The sequence below is a fragment of the Psychrosphaera sp. HA2-10 genome (assembly GCF_055693745.1).
Genome location: NZ_CM146341.1, coordinates 1,197,025 through 1,214,818 on the forward strand (window position 1 = coordinate 1,197,025; position 17,794 = coordinate 1,214,818).

The following is a 17,794-nucleotide window of genomic DNA, read 5'->3' on the forward strand; positions in this document are numbered from 1 at the left end:
CCAATCATAGTCATTAGCTCTATTTAGAATTAAAAACACAATTCATGCTTTTTTATATACTCAATAATTGAACTAGGAAGTAGGTCGTTTAGTTCAGGTAAAGCACTAAAATCATTTAGTTTTGTACTAAAGCATTTTCTAATTTCTGTTGAAGATATATCGACATTGTCGGTTTCAACAAGGTGTATACGTTTGCCCAACTGTCCGTGAAGTTCTGGCGCTAATGAAGCCGTTTCAATTTGGTAGCCAGGTCGTGTCATTGCGATAAGGTGCACTTTCTTTAAAATCTCTTGCCACTGAAACCAGCTAGTAAAATTCAACAATGAATCAAGTCCGACCAAAAAAGCTAACTCATCGTGTGCGTATTTATCAATAAAGTAGTCTATTGTAGTTAACGAATAAGAAGCTTCTGATCGATTTAATTCGTAATCACTAACTCGAGTAGAAAACGCAAAACTAAATTCTCGAACTGCTAATTTAGTCATTTCTAGTCGATGAAAAGCAGACAAAGCCGGTTTATCTTTGTGCGGTGGAATATGACAAGGGATATAAATTAGCTCTTTGATATCGAAAAGTTTAGAAAGACTTGCAACTGGCCTCAAATGTCCAAAATGTATTGGATTGAATGTGCCGCCATATAAAACAACGAGAGGTCTGTTATTCATTTAAAGCTACTTAGGCTATGTTTATTTCAAAAGGCAAAGGAAAGGTTGCTAACTCTTGGTAACCGCTTACAAGTAAGCAAATATGCGCAAACAGAGTGTATGGGCAGTCAACCGTATGAAACTTCAATGCTTGGTCTAATTCTGATAATTGTTTCATAGCTTGTTTAAGAAGCATTGGGTTTGTAGATTGCGCAACACGTGTATACAACGCTTGCTTGTTTTTCCAAACTCGATGAGTGTCGAAAATAGCAGACGTACTTTCGTTATACTTAATGGCATTTTGCAGTAACAAAATTAAGCTAATATCTTTGTTCAATGACCATAAAATTATATTAGGCTCAAACTCCTCAAGTTTTAATCTACCTAAAATCGATAAACATCGCTCAGGCTTATTTTCCCATAACGCATCGGTGAGTTGGAATACGGTATACCTTGATTGGTCCGCGACTTGTCCTTGTATCAGTTCTAACGTTAGAGTCGGCGAGTTCGGGTGTGATAATTTAAGTTTATCAAGTTCTTGTGCACAGGCTAATAAGTTTCCAGAGGTAAAGCTAAGAAGAAATGCTTGCGCATCAGGGGTTAAACTTAGGTTTCTATTTAATAATTGTTGTTTAAGCCAGCGCTGCAAATGAGGGCCATCAATTTCATAAATAGGTATAAACACGCCGTTTTGAGATACTGCTTTAAACCACGCTGATTTAGTTTGTGCCGCTTCCAGTTTTCCGCCAAAAATGACCAGTACTGTATCGTCGGCAAGTGCAGAGGCTATTTGCTTTAGTGTGTCAGAGCCAACCTTACCGATTTTATTTGACGACAACTCCAATTCTATCAATTTTGTTGATGAGAATAATGACATCGCCTGACAGTGCTGTTGAAGATCTTCCCAATCAAATTGTTCATCGTCCGAGAGTCGAATAAACTCATCAATACCTTGCTGTTTTGCTTTAGATTTAATTAGGTCGCGCGCTTCGTTGACCTGAAAAGGCTCATCTCCAAAAATTAAATAGCAATTAGCTAAGCCTTTGTTTAATTCTGCAGGAAGTTGGTTGGCATAAATCTTCAAAAGCGGGCCTATTTGATCATTATTAGTTGAGCCATTATTCTATCGCTCGCGATGACTCTAAGTTCTGATAATATCAGCGCACGTTCTCTTTCTTTAGCTAACGCGTTATTTGGATCATCTTGGAACTCTCTACTTAATTCAACACTAAAAGGTTTTGGCTGTTGATTCGGCAGGGTAACTTGATAATTCGCTATATATATAAGTTCGTATTCCGCTACTTGACCGTTTGGGAAAAGTGACAACGTTCGACGTTGAAATGACTCTGGAAGAACCTTTAGCTCTGCTTTAGTTTCGTCAAAGCTTTGTAAAATGGTGACTTGGTTTTGTGTCAGGCGTTTTATTACCTGCGTACGCAATGGACTAAAGCGTTTTTCAGAGCTTACATAAATTGACTTTAGTGAATCAGGTAAATAGTACTGACCTTTTAATTTAAAGCCGCAAGATGCCACTAGCGTGATCAAAAGTACGGTACCAAAAAGCTTTAGTTTCATATTAGTCCAGTTAATAAAGAGGCTTGGTGTTGCTATTTATGCAGCAGATTTCACCAAGCCATTGTTATGTTACTAAAAGTAAATGCTTTGACTAGTTAGCCACAATATTAAGTAACTTACCTTTTACGAAAATAACCTTACGAATTGTTTTACCATCGGTAAACTTTTTCACATTTTCTTCTTCAAGGCCTAGCGCCTTTATAAATGCTTCATCAGCGTCGGCGGCAACAGTCAGTTTCGAGCGTACTTTACCGTTAACTTGAACGACAATTAACTTTTCGTCTTCGACCATTGCGCTTTTATCAGCGACAGGCCACACGGCTTGATCAATGTTTTCACCATTACCTAACTGAGACCATAACTCATGACAAACATGCGGAGTAATAGGCGCTAGCATAGTAACCACAGCCGTTACAGCTTCGTACATTACCGCTTTATCAACATCAGAAGTTAAAGGGGCTTTGTTTAGCTTATTAGTCAATTCCATAATAGCGGCAATCGCCGTATTAAATGTATTTCTACGATCTAAATCATCCGTTACTTTAGCAATTGTTTTATGAACTTCACGGCGTAACGATTTTTGTTCTGAGTTTAAGCTACTAACATCGTATTCTTTTACTAAGCCAGCCTCGATAACGTCTTGAGATAACTTCCAAACACGCTTGATAAAGCGGTGTGCGCCATCAACACCCGAATCAGACCATTCAAGAGTCTGTTCTGGCGGTGCAGTAAACATCATAAATAAACGAACGGTATCTGCACCTAAGGTTTGAATTACTGATTCAGGGTCAATTCCGTTATTTTTTGATTTTGACATTTTTGACATGCCAGATGAAATAACCGGTTGGCCATCTTCTCTGTGCCACGCTTTTGTAACTCTGCCTTTGTCATCGCGTTCAACATCAATATCTGTTGGTGAGAACCAAACTTTACCGCCATTGGTATCTTCACGGTAATAAGTTTCAGCTAGCACCATACCTTGACACAATAATCGTTTGAAAGGCTCATCAGATTCAATTAAACCTACATCTCGCATTAGTTTGTGGAAAAAGCGAGCATATAATAAATGTAAAATAGCGTGCTCAATACCACCGATATATTGGTCGACAGGCAACCAATAGTTTGCTTGCGTAGGGTCTAGCATTTTATCATCAGACTGTGGAGAGCAGTATCGAGCGTAGTACCATGATGACTCCATAAAGGTATCAAAGGTATCTGTTTCTCGAAGAGCTGGCATGCCATTCACCGTGGTTTTCGCCCACTCAGGGTCAGCTTTAATTGGTGATGCTGCACCATCCATAACAACATCTTCTGGTAACACAACCGGAAGGTCTTGCTCTGGAATCGGAACAGAGGTGCCGTCTTCCAACGTGGCCATTGGAATAGGTGCACCCCAATAACGTTGACGAGATACACCCCAGTCACGCAATCGATAATTAACTGTCTTTTTACCCGCTGATTTAGACTCTAATAAAGCAACAATTTTTTCAAATGCAGCGTCAAATTCTAATCCATCAAATTCACCAGAATTGACCAATAAACCACGCTCTGTATACGCTGATTCATTTAGTACAGCGGTTTGCTCTGCATCGACAGGCTTGATAACTTGTTTGATTGGAAGATTATACTTGGTTGCGAACTCCCAATCTCTTTGGTCATGGCCGGGCACAGACATTACTGCACCAGTACCGTAGTTCATTAATACAAAGTTCGCTGCCCATACTGGCACCACTTCACCCGTAAGAGGATGGATTGCGCGTATGCCAGTATCTACACCCAGTTTTTCCATTGTTGCCATGTCTGCTTCTGCAACCGATTGGCTTTTACAAGCTTCAATAAACGTACTCAGCTCAGTGTTAGATGAAGCCGCAGCAAGTGCCATCGGATGTTGTGCAGCAATGGCAAGGTAAGTTACACCGTACAAGGTATCCGGACGAGTAGTGTATACCTCTATTTTCTGCTCACTATCAACAACGTCAAAAGTCACTTCCGCACCCTCTGAGCGACCAATCCAGTTTTTCTGCATTGCTTTAACTTGCTCAGGCCAGCCCTCAAGGGCATCTAAGTCATTAATTAACTCTTCAGCGTAGTCTGTGATTTTAATAAACCACTGCGGGATTTCCTTTTGCTCTACAAGTGCACCTGAACGCCATCCGCGACCATCAATCACTTGCTCATTTGCTAATACAGTTTGATCAACTGGATCCCAATTAACGGTTGCTGTTTTTTTGTACACTAAGCCTTTTTCATAAAGCTTTGTAAAAAACCACTGTTCCCAACGATAATACTCTGGTGTACAGGTCGCAACTTCACGATCCCAGTCGTAACCAAAACCCAGGCTGGTAAGCTGGTTTTTCATATACTCAATGTTTTCGTAGGTCCATTTGGCTGGTGCTGTTTTATGGTTAATCGCGGCATTTTCGGCAGGAAGACCAAACGCATCCCAACCCATCGGCTGCATTACATTTTTACCTTGGAGTCGCTGAAAACGTGAGATTACATCGCCGATAGTGTAATTTCGAACGTGACCCATGTGCAATCGACCACTTGGGTAAGGCAACATAGAAAGGCAGTAAAACTTTTCTTTTTCACTATCTTCGGTCACTTTGAAGGTTTGGTTGTCTTGCCAATGTTGTTGAACTTTTTGTTCAATATCGCGATGGTTATATTCAGCTTGCATGGACTGCTCTCAGTATTAGATAAGTGCTACAAATCCAGAAATGGACAAGTAAAACGAGTATTTTGATGTGTTTTTAAACAGTTCAAAATACTATAAAAATATTTTAAAAATTAGACGCTAAGGATAACTAATTCGGACAACAGCAACAAGCATCATTGATGAAATTATAGCGTGAATGATGAACTTTTTTTGATGTTAATTAAGCAATGCGTTTTTAGCTAATTCAATATAGACTTAAGACATTAAGTTAATTTTAAAAAACATCTGGATATATGATCAAAAACCAACAATATCGCCTTTCTGTTGATGCACTGTCACCAACGTTTGACACTCAAAAAATATCAAAGATTGTGCAATCTGAAATTAATGCTGACGTTAATTTTATTGGGCAAGAACGTGCCAAACAGGCGTTAGAATTTGGTTTAGATATGTCGATGAAGGGCTACAATTTATTCGTGATGGGCGAGCCTGCTACGGGCAGACATACTCTAATAAATGACCATATAAAAACCGTCGCAAAAGAAAAACAAACACCTAGTGAGTGGTGTTACGTAAATAACTTTGAAGATAATCGTTCACCAAGTGTAATTCGCTTATCAGCAGGTGATGGAAAAAAACTGAAAACTGATATTGAAAGTTTAATTGATGATATTTTGGATACGTTCCCTGCAGCGTTTGATAACCCATCCTTTCAGCGAAAATGGCGTAACATAGACAAACACTTTAATCAAAAGTATCAAACGGCTATCGATCTGGTCGAGCAAAATGCACAAGCAAAAAATGTTCTTTTATTTGAAGAAAAAGGAACCGTTAGTTTTGCTCCTGTTGTGAATGAAAAGCCGTTAAGTGATACCGAATTTAGTCAGCTAGATGAGTCGGCGAAACAGCATTTTTATAAAATAATAGATGACTTAGAGAACGTACTTACTGAGACTTTACTTGAATTACCGCAATGGAAGCGGGAGATGTTTGAAGCTCAGCGTTCGTTAACTAAACAAACCATTGAAAACGCATTACGGCCAATTTTAAAAGATTTAGAGCACAAATATTCGGCAGAACTTGGTGTTGTTAAGTTTGTTCGTGACATGCGGGATACTGTGATTGAAATTGTCGAGGAGTATCTATCGTCAGAAGCCGAAGCGGAGCAAGAGAAAGATCGTGATGAAGTGGATGTTAGAAAAGTACTCGAAGAACAGCTAATTCCTAACATCATTACAAAACAAGATCCAAATAGTGGCGCCCCGATTATTTATGAAGCGAACCCAACGTTTCAAAATGTGTTTGGCAAAATTGAATATAGCTCGGTTCAGGGCTCTGTATACACAAGCTATCAAATGGTGAGAGCGGGTGCTTTGCACAAAGCCAATGGTGGTTATTTGCTAATTGAGGCGGACAAACTGATTCATCAACCCGCCGTATGGGAAGCACTTAAGTTAGCGTTAAAAAGTCATGAAATAAAGATGGAGTCGCCAGCTGGAGAAGCAAATATTGTTAATGCCTCTAGTTTAAACCCTCAACCTATCCCGTTGGATATCAAAGTAATATTAATGGGTAGTAGGGAACTTTATTATTTAATGCAAGAGTATGACAATGAGTTTAATGAGTTGTTTCGAGTACTTGCCGACTTTGAGCATTACATCGCTTTAAATGATAAGGCGCTATACAGTTTTATTCAAAAAGTTAAAGTTTTTGCAAAACAACATAATATGTCGCTGAATACGTCAGCCATTGAACAACTTTTGCATTTTAGCTTTCGCCAAGCTGAACATCAGCACAAGTTATCGGCTCGTTTTGCAGACGTACTTGAGTTAATTGGGGAGGCTCAGTTTTTTGCTCGTAAACAGCTCACTTCAAAAACATCTGATACTCTGCAGCAAGAGTTAATATTGGACAAGCAGCATATTGTTGAAGCCTTAGAGGCAAAAAAAGTTCGGTCTGGACAAATTAGTGAGTCTTTCCTTGAAGACATACAAGAAGGTCAAATTCTTATCGATACCGATGGTTTTCAGGTTGGTAAATTAAACGGTTTAACCGTTTTAGAAATAGGTGATACAGTATTTGGAACACCAGCAAGAATATCAGCAACTGTATATGCTGGGTCAACTGGCGTTGTTGATATTGAAAGAGAAGTTGAGCTTGGAAAAGCTATCCATTCAAAAGGTGTGATGTTATTAAGCGGGTATTTAGGTAATAAATACGCACAAGGTTTTGCCTTGTCTTTTTCCGCTAACATTGCACTTGAGCAAAGCTATGGCCATATTGATGGTGATAGTGCCAGTTTAGGTGAAGTATGTACTTTACTCTCAGCGATTACACAAATACCATTAAATCAGGGCGTTGCGATAACAGGTTCGATTAATCAACACGGTCAAGTCCAGTCAATTGGTGGTGTTAATGAAAAAATTGAAGGTTTCTTCAACTTATGTGAAGCGCGAGGCTTAACAGGAAAGCAGGGTGTTATAATCCCCAAAACAAATTGCATAAACTTAGTTTTAAATGAGTCAGTTACATCCGCTGTAAACGCTGGGACGTTCTCTATTTATGCTGTAGAGAATGTTGATGATGCAATTACGATATTGACGGGTAAGCAGGCTGGCGTGATGTCGTCACGAGGACGTTACCCAAGAGACTCTGTAAATGGTATTGCAGCCCAAAGGTTGCGACACATTGCAGATATAGTAAACCACGAATTTGGCGAGTAATTACTCGCCAGTTATTTTGGTGGTGGGCACTTATCATCTTCATTATCAGAGTCTTCTTTTGTAGCATCGTCTTCAGAGTCTGACTGATCGTCACTGCTCGTCTCGCATTTATCTTGTGCTCGATTTAAACCAAGACTTGCCACCATGCCACTTACATCGATATTTTCTATGCCTTCTTCATTAAAAATGAAAGTGATTTGAGCAAGTCTGTTATTAAAGAAATAATCTTTATCGTCGATTGAAAGGATATAGTCACCTTTTACCGGCTTCATTAATATCTCTTTAATCAAGCTAATCTTGTGTTCACCGAGCTGCCATTCAAAAGTTTTTATTGGCTTGTTGTGAAACTCTTGCACCCAAACAAAGTTATTGTCTTGGAGTACAATTGCGATACTGTATTTTTCTGGTTGCCCAGGAACTTTGTAGGTATTAGGGCCAATGGTAAAGGTTTGCTTTTCTGCTGAACTTGCAAACCCCATTGGCATCTCTTTAGTATGAGTTTTTCCATAGGGATCGACAACCGTTAGATTACCGTCAAGTTTAAATTCTGCATAACTATTTGACGATAAGATGAGGGAAGTCGTAATAATAACTTTTGATAAAAAGGGCGCTATTTTTAACATTGTTCCTCACAAAGTAGACCCGCATTTTTTTGCAAGCCTACTTATAAAGTTAGCTTAACTTCTTGTTACGTCAACAAAAAGCTTAAGAGCCTGACCAGGTTGTAAATACTTCTTCATGTCTAACTGATTCCATTTGGCAATGTCATCAACATCGACTTTAAATTTTTGTGCAATACGAGCTAACGAGTCGCCGTTTCGAACTTTGTAAGTTACTTTACGAACAACGCCATTGTTTGATGAAGTGGGTGTTTTAGTCCAAACGACTAGTTTTTTTCCAGGCTTTAACGGATCAGTCGGAGCCATTCCATTCCATTTAGCTAAACTTCTTACGTTCACCTTATGAGCTTTACTTATATCCCATAACGTGTCCCCACTTTTCACAATATACTCTAACTTAGTGCTCGAGCCTCGTTGTTTATTTTGTGTTTTTGCAAGGCGGTTACCAGCTGTTAATTCATATTGTTTAATGGATTTAGAAGACGTAGGTACCATTAATGCTTGCTTAACACGAATAATGTTACCTTTTATTTTGTTTACATCACGTAACACAGCAACCGAAACTTTATGTTTTGCTGCAATTCCACCCAATGTATCACCAGACTTAACAACATATCGTGTCCAAGCCATACGCTCGTTATCTGTTAGTGCACTTAACTTTGCCTTAAACGAATCGGCCTTTTCAATGGGTACGATAAACTTATGAGGACCATTTGGATCCGTTGCCCATTGGTTATACCCTGGGTTCATTTTATGAAGATCGTTTAATTCCATACCCGCTAATTCAGCTGCTTTAGCAATATCAATTTGTTTTTTTGCATCAACAACGGCAATGGCGGGCTCGTTCGCAATAGGGTACCAACTTACATTAAACTCATCCGAACGTTTCAACAGATCAACTAAAGCTAAAAGCTTAGGCACATAAGCAGACGTCTCGCGAGGTAGGTCTAGTGACCAAAAGTCGGTCGGTAAGTGTTTTTTACGATTTCGTTTTATTGCTCTTAACACGCGGCCTTCGCCAGAATTATATGCCGCAATGGCATTTAACCAATCGCCATCTAGGGTTTTGTGTAAAAATGATAAATAATCTAAAGCGGCTCTTGTTGAAGCTACAACATCTCGTCGTCCGTCATACCACCATGTTTGCTTTAATTTGAATCTATTACCTGTGCCAGGAATAAACTGCCATAAACCAGACGCTCGTCCGTGTGAGTAGGCAAATGGATCAAATGCACTCTCGACAATAGGTAGTAACGCCAATTCAATTGGCATTTCACGCTTTTCAATTTCTTCTACTATGAAGTGTAAAAAAGGCTCAGCCCTTTTTGCGACACGAGTAATATAACTAGGGTGTTTAGCGTACCAATTTCGTTCGGTAACGACTTGTCGATTTTGCGGAATTTCTATGGAGAGTTGATAGCTAATTCTTTGCCATACATCATCAAAAGTAGCAGGGGCCTCATCTAACTCTAATGATCCCACTTCTGGTTCCAAAGCGGCGAGTGTTAGCGCATCTACAACTTCTCTTGGAGAAGCTATAGTACTAGGGTCGATGCTAGTTAGCGTGTCTTTTGAGTTATTCATTTCTTGCTGAGTACTCACGGAATAGTCTGGAGTACTATTACAACCAGCGACAGCCACTAACGCTGATATCACAAGGATAATATTTTTTTTCTTTATAAACATATAATTAATAACACTTTGTAAGGGGCTGAGTAGCCATGAACAGAAAACTATCCTCAATAATAACCTAATCCTGCAATGGTAGCTAATCTACAAATCAATTTTGAAAGACATCTTTCCATTTTCTAAGGTAAGTAAACGTCTCTAACTCAGAAGGCAAAGTAGCTAAACCAAATTGCTTTTGCATACTAAGCTGAAGCGGCTGCGTGTGGCAGAGTAGAAAAGGATTAATTGTTAATTCAGTCGCTAACGTCGTTGGAACGGTTGCTTTATCGTCGCGTCTTTTTTCCGCAGTTTTCAAAAAAAAGTCCTGAATAGTCTTGTTATTCGGTAGTACGGCAGTTGCAAACTGTGTATTAGCGTATGTATATTCATGAGCACAATAAATTTGAGTATCTAGCGGTAATGAGACTAATTTTTTAAGTGAGGTTAACATTTGTTCTGCCGTACCTTCAAAAAGACGACCACAACCACTTGAAAAAAGCGTGTCCCCGACAAACAGAATAGGTGCGCTGTAATAAGCAATATGGTCAGAAGTGTGACCAGGTACTTCAACAATACTAAATGGTTGCTGAGTCGCCCTTGGGTAGATTACGCTACCCTCTGAGCATGGATGAGTTACCATATCAAAACGACTAGTGGCAGGGCCGAATACATTTGCGTTGGGATATTGCTCTAATAATTTGTCTACACCGCCTATATGATCGGCGTGGTGATGCGTGATTAGTATATCTGTTAATTCTAAATTGAGACTTTTAAGAGCATCCATCACAACCTGGGCGTCGCCCGGGTCTACAATTAATGCCTGTTGTTTATTATCTGACATTAACCAAAAATAGTTGTCATTAAAAGCAGGAATACGGATAACATTAGACATATTGGTTTCCTTGTTTTTATCGGTATAACATATACTAACTAAATGCTATCCACAGTAGAAGAGGTACGTATTGAAACCAGCACTAGGCTATAATTCAGTTTCACCTATTAATGATTGGGCAAGTATTCCTTTAGGCGAACAGGTGCGCGAAGCGGAACAAGCCATCATATCTGAACAGTTAAAATATTGTTTTGGTCAATATTTATTGAAAATTGGTCAGTTAAGTAATGTTTTAGAGAGTCACGAAAGTACCATATCTACGCAAGTTAATTTAACGACGTTGAATAATAAAACACCTCTTACTGGCGTAGTTGCAGAGTTTGATGAGTTACCATTTCTGGAGAATTCAATTGACGCTATTGTAATGAATCATGTTTTAGAGTTTGGTTCTGATCCGCATCAAATACTGCGCGAAGCTCATCGAGTTCTATTACCAAATGGTAATCTTATTCTAGCTGTTTTTAACCCTTGGTCGTCATTAGCGCTGCAAAAACTTGTTCCAAGCCAGAAGTTTCAACTTTTTAAAAAAGGTCGATTTTTTAGTGTCGCAAGAGTTAAGGATTGGCTTCATTTATTGGGCTTTGAAGTTACAAAAGAAGACTACCTTTGTTACTCAGTTTTGGCACAAAATGAGCAAGAGCTGGATAGCAGTTTTGTCCCCAGTTTACTCAAACGCTTTTGTCCGTCGCTTGGCGGGGTTTGTATTTTAGTTGCGAAAAAACGAGAATGGCCGTTAACACCCGTGCGACCAAGAGTTCGTTATCGGACTATGTTCAATCCAGCGGTGCGCAGTAGCTCACTTAATAGAACAACTAGGCGTGCTACAAAACAATAAGCTTAGCTTTCACGTAATTTGTTTTCGGCTTGAATACTCAAGTCTTTCATATTTATTGCATATTGCTGTAATTTTTTATCTAGTTTAGTTTTAGGTTTCCAAGGTTCTACAAGGACTTTGTCGCCGTCGGCGTCCACTGCAATAAATGTAATAATACAATGGTTTGTTTCAAGTGGATTACTTAATTTAGGGTCCGTTGCTTTGACGCTGACATATATATGCATGCTTGAATTACCTGTATGGACGACGGTAGCCTCAACAGTAACTAGGTTACCAACTAGAACAGGGCGAACAAATCTTATCGCGCCCACAGAAACCGTTATACAATACTTGCCGCTCCAACCAACTGCACAGGCGTACGCAGCCTGATCAATCCATTTCATTACAATGCCACCATGTACTTTTCCACCAAAATTTACATCGGTAGGCTCTGCTAGGAAACGAAACTCAACACTTCGACTTGGATTATGCATTTAAAGACCTCTTAAGTTATCCGTTAAGTGTGGTACCAATTTAGAATATTGCTACATTTTTATACAAAATGATCACTTATAACGAAAGATAACACTTATCTTTACAAATATTTGCGGGTTGCATCGTGTATAAAGTTGACGTTTACGTAAACTGATATTAAATTGTCTGCCATAAATTTGATAATCAAACCTATACTGAATAGCAAAGCTAGTTTGGTGTAAATTTTGGGAGAGAATATGAAAATCCTAGTACCTATTAAAAGGGTTATCGACTACAACGTGAAGGCACGTGTTAAGCCGGATAATTCAGACGTAGATTTAGCCAATGTAAAAATGGCGATGAATCCATTCTGTGAAATCGCAGTTGAAGAAGCCGTTCGTTTAAAAGAGCAGGGTAAAGCAGAAGAAGTTATTGTGGTTTCTATTGGCGATAAAGCTTGCCAAGAACAACTTCGTACGGCTTTAGCGTTAGGCGCAGATCGTGCTATTCAAGTTGAAGCTGATGTTAAGCTAGGCTCATTGCAAGTGGCAAAACTACTCACTAAGCTAGTTGAAAAAGAACAGCCTAATTTAGTGATTTTAGGCAAGCAGTCCATTGATTCTGATAATAATCAGACAGGTCAAATGTTAGCGGCGCTAACAAATATGCCACAAGGTACATTTGCATCTAAAGTTGAACTTGAGTCTGACAAAGTGTCTGTTACTCGTGAAGTTGATGGTGGCTTACAAACTGTTGCTCTATCACTTCCTGCGATAGTTACAACAGACCTTCGCTTGAATGAACCTCGTTATGCTTCATTACCGAATATTATGAAAGCAAAACGCAAACCACTAGAAGTTATTTCAGCGGCAGACTTAGGTGTTGAACTAACAAGCAAAATGACAGTTTTAAAGGTAGAAGAGCCTTCTCAACGAGCTGGTGGTGTTATCGTTGAATCTGTTGCAGAGCTTGTAGAAAAGTTAAAAAATGAAGCAAAGGTGATCGCATGAGTATTTTATTAGTCGCAGAGCACGACAATAGCGAATTAAAAGTAGACACATTAAAAGCTGTTAATGCAGCTTCTAAAATTGGTAGTGACATCACTCTTTTAGTTGCCGGTTCAAACTGCCAAGCAGTGGCTGATGAAGCTTGTAAGATTGACGGTGTTGCTAAAGTACTACTTGCTGATAATGCCATTTATGAACATGCTCTAGCTGAAAACTTATCGGCTCTAGTTGTTGAGCTAGCTGATAATTACACACATATTCTAGCAGCAGCGACAACAACAGGTAAAAACTTTATGCCTCGTGTTGCTGCTCTACTAGATGTAGAGCAAATATCAGACATTATTTCGGTTGAAGGCTCGGATACATTTACGCGCCCAATCTATGCTGGTAATGCTATAGCAACTGTACAATCAGAATATTCGAAAAAAGTTATTACTATTCGTACGGCGGCGTTTGATAAAGCGGGCTTGGGTGGCAGTGCTGAATTAGTCTCAATTGATTCATTGAGTGACTCTGGTTTGTCATCATTTGTTTCACAAGAGCTTACTGAGTCTGAACGACCAGAATTAACAGCGGCAAGTGTTGTGATCTCTGGTGGTCGTGGTATGCAAAATGGTGATAACTTCAAATTACTAGACGGTATCGCCGATAAGCTTGGCGCAGCTGTTGGTGCGTCTCGTGCCGCTGTTGATGCTGGTTTTGTTCCAAATGACATGCAAGTAGGTCAAACGGGTAAAATAGTGGCTCCAGATCTTTATATTGCGGTTGGCATTTCTGGCGCAATTCAACACTTAGCAGGCATGAAAGACTCTAAGGTGATTGTTGCAATCAACAAAGATGCTGAAGCGCCGATTTTCCAAGTTGCAGACTACGGTCTAGTTGCAGACTTATTCGAAGCACTTCCAGAACTGGAATCTTCAATCTAACTAAACAGACTGACTGTTTTGGAAACTATGAAAGCCTAACCATAACGGTTGGGCTTTTTTTTGTCTTTAAATTAGCAATGGAGTCTGGTGGCGTATTACAAACAGTAAAGCCAAATTGAGAGTAAAAATCAATCAAGCTTTTATCAGTTACTGTGTAAATGGCTTTGCTAGGGAAGTGCTGAAGCGTTAGATGAATAATTTTTGATGCAATACCGTTATTGCGGTGTGATGGTGCGACAAACAGACTTCTAAACAATAATTCGGGCGGTTGTAGCCCTGGTATTCTTCTAATAAAAGCCACACCACGAATTTTATTTTCTCTATCATTTTTACTTTGCTCAACGGCGACGACAACAAAGTCTTCACGGTTAACACTAACATTTCGCTTGTATTGTTTATAAAAGACGTTAACGAGTCGTTGATTATTTCTGTTAAAGACTTCTATTTTAATAGAAGCTGTTACCATTTTTTCTTCGGTGCAAATAAGGCGTCTAAATCGTCTTTTTCTTCAGCTTGCTTTTTCTTAACGTCATCAAGATTGGCTGACTTGAGATCTTGAGTAATTTGCTCAAGTAGTTGTTCAATCTCAGCTTTTCGCGAAATAATATATTCGTCTGCGTAGTTTTGCTTATCAAGTGTGATAATTGCTTTTTCAAAATATTGGCGAGCTGACCCAGTCATATTTTTACTCATAGCCATTTTGCCGCGCTTTAATTGAGTTTCGATATTTATACGAAGTTGTAACTTTTCAAATTTTTTATCCTCACGAACGAAGGCCTCACTAGAAATTCTACCTTTGCCATGCTCTGAACGAAGAATGAGTCTAAACTTTTTAATACCTTGCACTATGCCGATTAACTGTTTTTCATTTTCTGGTAATGTCATCAATTCAGCATCGCCAGTTATAAAGTCATTATTTTCTAGTTTAGTTTGAACTTGTTGAATGCGGTTTTTGACGTCTTTGTTGCCTGGCGTTAATTCAAGCATGCTCTTTAACGCATACAATTCACGATTTAGAAGTATGCCAAAACCTTCTTGCGATAATGGAATACCAGCCGTATTCTGAATAGCTTCTTCTGTCTCGTCTAAAATTGCTCGAAACTTAATAATCTCTCGACGACGTTCGTCTTCTTGTTTTTTCTTTTGTTGTTGCATTGTGTTAGTTACAACTACAATTACTACTAAACCAAGAATCAAGCCAACGATAATGGCGAAAAGCATAAAAAATCCTTAAAAGTAGGCTAGTCACAGACTTAAAAATAATTAACAGTTACAAGTAACTAGCTTAGACTAAATGTCTCTATCTTTGCATAGTAAACAAATTTTAAACATTAGGGTAGTGATAACACTTTTATAACATATAAAAAATTATGGAATAAATGTTGGATTATGTATATATTTTTAGAATAAGCAAATTGGGAAATATTTACATGAAGCTACAGCAACTCCGTTATATTGTAGAAGTCGAAAACCATAATTTGAATGTATCTGCAACCGCTGAGAGTTTATTTACGTCACAGCCTGGTATAAGTAAGCAAGTTCGAATGTTAGAAGATGAGCTAGGCGTGCAAGTATTTGGTCGCAGCGGTAAACATCTTACTCACGTTACACCGTCGGGGCGTGACATTATAGAATTATCACGCGACATACTGAGCAAAGTTGACAGCATTAAACAGGTCGCAAAAGAGCATACTCTTCCTGATCAAGGTAAGCTAAATATTGCAACCACGCATACACAAGCACGATATGCATTGCCGAGTGTTATCCAAGGTTTCATGTCAAAATATTCAAAGGTTTCTTTGCATATGCATCAAGGAACGCCTTCGCAAATTAGTGAAGCAGCAGCAAAAGGTGATGCAGATTTTGCAATAGCAACAGAAGCATTACATCTTTATAACGACTTAGTTATGCTTCCTTGCTATCACTGGAACAGGTCTATCGTTGTTCAAAAAGATCATCCGTTAGCTAAGCTCAAGACTAAGATCCAGCTCGATGACATAGCAAAGTATTCGTTGGTAACTTATGTATTTGGTTTTACAGGTAGATCCGAATTAGATAAAGCGTTTGCAGAGCAGGGGCTACAGCCTAAAATAGTGTTTACCGCCACTGATGCTGACGTTATTAAAACTTACGTAAGGTTAGGTGTCGGCGTTGGTGTTATTGCGACGATGGCCATGGATGACTCCGATACTGATCTCGTTACTATTGATGCGTCTCATATATTCGAGGCGTCAACTACAAAAATTGGGTTTAGAAAAGGCAGCTTCTTAAGGGGTTATATGTATGACTTTATTGAACGTTTTGCGCCGCACTTAACCAAAGACAGAGTAGAGAAAGCTTGTTTACTGAAGAATCAAGAAGAGGTTGATAAAATGTTTGAAACAATAACCTTGCCAAATAAATAACATATAAAAAAACCGGAGAATCTACTCCGGTTTTTTTTGGCTAAATACGCATCCTATAAGATACATACTTTAGTTATATGAACGTTAGGCGAGTGAGACAAACAGGCCAGCAATTGCAGCACTCATAAGGTTCGCTAGGGTAGCTGCCATAACGGCCTTTAAACCAAGCTCAGCCAACTCATGTCTTCGAGTTGGAGCCATGCTACCAACACCACCAATTAGTATTGCAATTGATGACAAGTTTGCAAATCCACAGAGTCCAAAAGTAACTATGACTTGAGTCATTTCACTTAGCTCACCTTTATAATTTAGGAAATCTAAGTAAGCAACAAATTCATTCAGGATTAACTTTTGGCCTAAGAATGAACCAGCAAGCTGTGCCTCTGACCAAGGTACGCCAACTATAAATGCCACCGGGCTAAATAAATAACCAAGAATTAATTGTAAAGTTAGCTCAGGGTAGCCAATCCAGGCACCGATACCGCCTAAAATACCATTTACTAAACCAATCAAAGCAATAAAGGCAATAAGCATAGCTGCGATTGATATTGCGAATTTCACACCTTCACCCGCACCGTCTGCAGCTGCATCAATGACGTTCACGTGACCAGAACTTTCTAATTTTAATTCTGACAGTTCATTTTTTGGCTCTTCTGTTTCTGGTAAAATCATTTTAGCCATTAAAAGGCCACCAGGGGCTGCCATAAAGCTCGCCGCGATTAAGTATTTTAGCTCAATACCTATACTCGCTAGACCCGCGATAATAGCACCTGCTACCGTCGCCATACCACCAACCATAACCGCAAATAATTCAGAGCGTGTCATTGTTTTAAGAAAAGGCTTAACTACAAGTGGCGCTTCTGCTTGACCAACAACAATGTTCGCCGCAGCACACATTGACTCAGGTTTACTTGTTCCAGTTATCTTTCTAAGTGCACCACCAAAAATGCTAACCAATTTACCCATAACACCAAGGTAATATAAAACAGCAATTAAAGAGGAGAAAAATACGATAACAGGTAAAATATGAACCGCGAAAATAAAGCCAAGTTCTTTGCCGCCTATCTTGTCACCAAACATAAATACAATGCCATCGGTTGCATAATCAAACACAGTGGATAGTGTTTGAGATACATTAAGCAAGATATCTTTACCAGGTTCCCAGTATAAAACCATCGCCCCTAAGAAAAACTGCAATAAAAATGCGCTAATTACCGTTCGTTTATTTATTGCACGACGATTTGTGGATAAAGCAAACGCTAATATCAACAGAACAGTGATCCCTAATAAACTTCTTATCCAATCAATATCCACAAACACTTGCTCCTAACAATTTAGATATTATTTTTTTCACGGTGACGGATCATAGGGAGATTATGAAATGATT

General features: G+C 39.0%; 16 protein-coding genes. 5 read left to right on the top strand and 11 right to left on the bottom strand.

Annotated elements, in window-relative coordinates; translation table 11 throughout:
* Window positions 1-29: 29 nt before the first annotated feature.
* From nadD to leuS, 4 genes are all read right to left on the bottom strand, one after another.
* A complete protein-coding gene (nadD, locus tag ACZ1GV_RS05500) occupies window positions 30-665 on the bottom strand; it encodes a nicotinate (nicotinamide) nucleotide adenylyltransferase (RefSeq protein ID WP_472675587.1) in 636 nt (211 codons plus the stop codon).
* Between the two features lie 10 nt (window positions 666-675).
* A complete protein-coding gene (gene holA / locus ACZ1GV_RS05505; protein WP_472675588.1) occupies window positions 676-1,728 on the bottom strand; it encodes a DNA polymerase III subunit delta in 1,053 nt (350 codons plus the stop codon).
* Window positions 1,729-1,736: 8 nt separating this feature from the next.
* Complete coding sequence (locus ACZ1GV_RS05510) at window positions 1,737-2,219, bottom strand: LPS-assembly lipoprotein LptE (protein WP_472675589.1); 483 nt, start codon at window positions 2,217-2,219, stop codon at window positions 1,737-1,739.
* Between the two features lie 91 nt (window positions 2,220-2,310).
* Complete coding sequence (leuS, locus tag ACZ1GV_RS05515) at window positions 2,311-4,899, bottom strand: leucine--tRNA ligase (RefSeq protein WP_472675590.1); 2,589 nt, start codon at window positions 4,897-4,899, stop codon at window positions 2,311-2,313.
* A gap of 272 nt (window positions 4,900-5,171) precedes the next feature.
* Here leuS and ACZ1GV_RS05520 point away from each other — a divergent pair, with 272 nt between their 5' ends.
* Window positions 5,172-7,601, top strand: coding sequence for a Lon protease family protein (locus tag ACZ1GV_RS05520; protein ID WP_472675591.1), 2,430 nt, complete (start codon window positions 5,172-5,174; stop codon window positions 7,599-7,601).
* An 11-nt stretch (window positions 7,602-7,612) separates the two neighbouring features.
* On the opposite strand, the gene ACZ1GV_RS05525 is transcribed toward ACZ1GV_RS05520, so the two are convergent.
* From ACZ1GV_RS05525 to gloB, 3 genes are all read right to left on the bottom strand, one after another.
* The gene (locus tag ACZ1GV_RS05525) at window positions 7,613-8,224 is read right to left on the bottom strand and encodes a hypothetical protein (RefSeq protein ID WP_472675592.1); all 612 of its coding nucleotides are present in this window, start codon (window positions 8,222-8,224) and stop codon (window positions 7,613-7,615) included.
* A gap of 54 nt (window positions 8,225-8,278) precedes the next feature.
* On the bottom strand, window positions 8,279-9,907 hold the full coding sequence (locus tag ACZ1GV_RS05530) for a LysM peptidoglycan-binding domain-containing protein (RefSeq protein ID WP_472675593.1): 1,629 nt from the start codon (window positions 9,905-9,907) through the stop codon (window positions 8,279-8,281).
* A gap of 94 nt (window positions 9,908-10,001) precedes the next feature.
* Window positions 10,002-10,781, bottom strand: a complete 780-nt coding sequence (gloB, locus tag ACZ1GV_RS05535) for a hydroxyacylglutathione hydrolase (protein ID WP_472675594.1) — start codon at window positions 10,779-10,781, stop codon at window positions 10,002-10,004.
* A 70-nt stretch (window positions 10,782-10,851) separates the two neighbouring features.
* On the opposite strand from gloB, the gene ACZ1GV_RS05540 reads away from it, so the two are divergent.
* Complete coding sequence (locus tag ACZ1GV_RS05540; RefSeq protein ID WP_472675595.1) at window positions 10,852-11,616, top strand: class I SAM-dependent methyltransferase; 765 nt, start codon at window positions 10,852-10,854, stop codon at window positions 11,614-11,616.
* Window positions 11,617-11,618: 2 nt separating this feature from the next.
* On the opposite strand, the gene ACZ1GV_RS05545 is transcribed toward ACZ1GV_RS05540, so the two are convergent.
* The gene (locus ACZ1GV_RS05545) at window positions 11,619-12,089 is read right to left on the bottom strand and encodes an acyl-CoA thioesterase (RefSeq protein WP_472675596.1); all 471 of its coding nucleotides are present in this window, start codon (window positions 12,087-12,089) and stop codon (window positions 11,619-11,621) included.
* 237 nt (window positions 12,090-12,326) lie between these two features.
* On the opposite strand from ACZ1GV_RS05545, the gene ACZ1GV_RS05550 reads away from it, so the two are divergent.
* Window positions 12,327-13,079, top strand: coding sequence for an electron transfer flavoprotein subunit beta/FixA family protein (locus tag ACZ1GV_RS05550; protein WP_210559613.1), 753 nt, complete (start codon window positions 12,327-12,329; stop codon window positions 13,077-13,079).
* Window positions 13,076-14,002: an electron transfer flavoprotein subunit alpha/FixB family protein gene (locus tag ACZ1GV_RS05555; protein WP_210559612.1), complete on the top strand. Its 927-nt coding sequence runs from the start codon at window positions 13,076-13,078 to the stop codon at window positions 14,000-14,002. Before ACZ1GV_RS05550 ends, ACZ1GV_RS05555 begins: the two co-directional genes overlap by 4 nt.
* Window positions 14,003-14,027: 25 nt before the next feature.
* Here ACZ1GV_RS05555 and ACZ1GV_RS05560 read toward each other — a convergent pair whose 3' ends face one another.
* Together ACZ1GV_RS05560 and ACZ1GV_RS05565 are read right to left on the bottom strand one after the other, a co-directional pair.
* On the bottom strand, window positions 14,028-14,468 hold the full coding sequence (locus tag ACZ1GV_RS05560; protein ID WP_472675597.1) for a GNAT family N-acetyltransferase: 441 nt from the start codon (window positions 14,466-14,468) through the stop codon (window positions 14,028-14,030).
* Window positions 14,462-15,223 carry a hypothetical protein gene (locus ACZ1GV_RS05565; RefSeq protein ID WP_472675598.1) on the bottom strand — a complete coding sequence of 254 codons (762 nt, stop codon included), beginning with the start codon at window positions 15,221-15,223 and terminating at the stop codon, window positions 14,462-14,464. The genes ACZ1GV_RS05560 and ACZ1GV_RS05565 overlap by 7 nt, the downstream gene beginning before the upstream one ends.
* 209 nt (window positions 15,224-15,432) lie before the next feature.
* On the opposite strand from ACZ1GV_RS05565, the gene cysB reads away from it, so the two are divergent.
* Window positions 15,433-16,407 (top strand): HTH-type transcriptional regulator CysB, encoded by a 975-nt coding sequence (cysB, locus tag ACZ1GV_RS05570; RefSeq protein WP_210559609.1) that lies wholly within the window; start codon window positions 15,433-15,435, stop codon window positions 16,405-16,407.
* A gap of 84 nt (window positions 16,408-16,491) precedes the next feature.
* On the opposite strand, the gene ACZ1GV_RS05575 is transcribed toward cysB, so the two are convergent.
* Window positions 16,492-17,715 (bottom strand): NupC/NupG family nucleoside CNT transporter, encoded by a 1,224-nt coding sequence (locus ACZ1GV_RS05575; protein ID WP_472675870.1) that lies wholly within the window; start codon window positions 17,713-17,715, stop codon window positions 16,492-16,494.
* Between the last annotated feature and the right edge of the window lie 79 nt (window positions 17,716-17,794).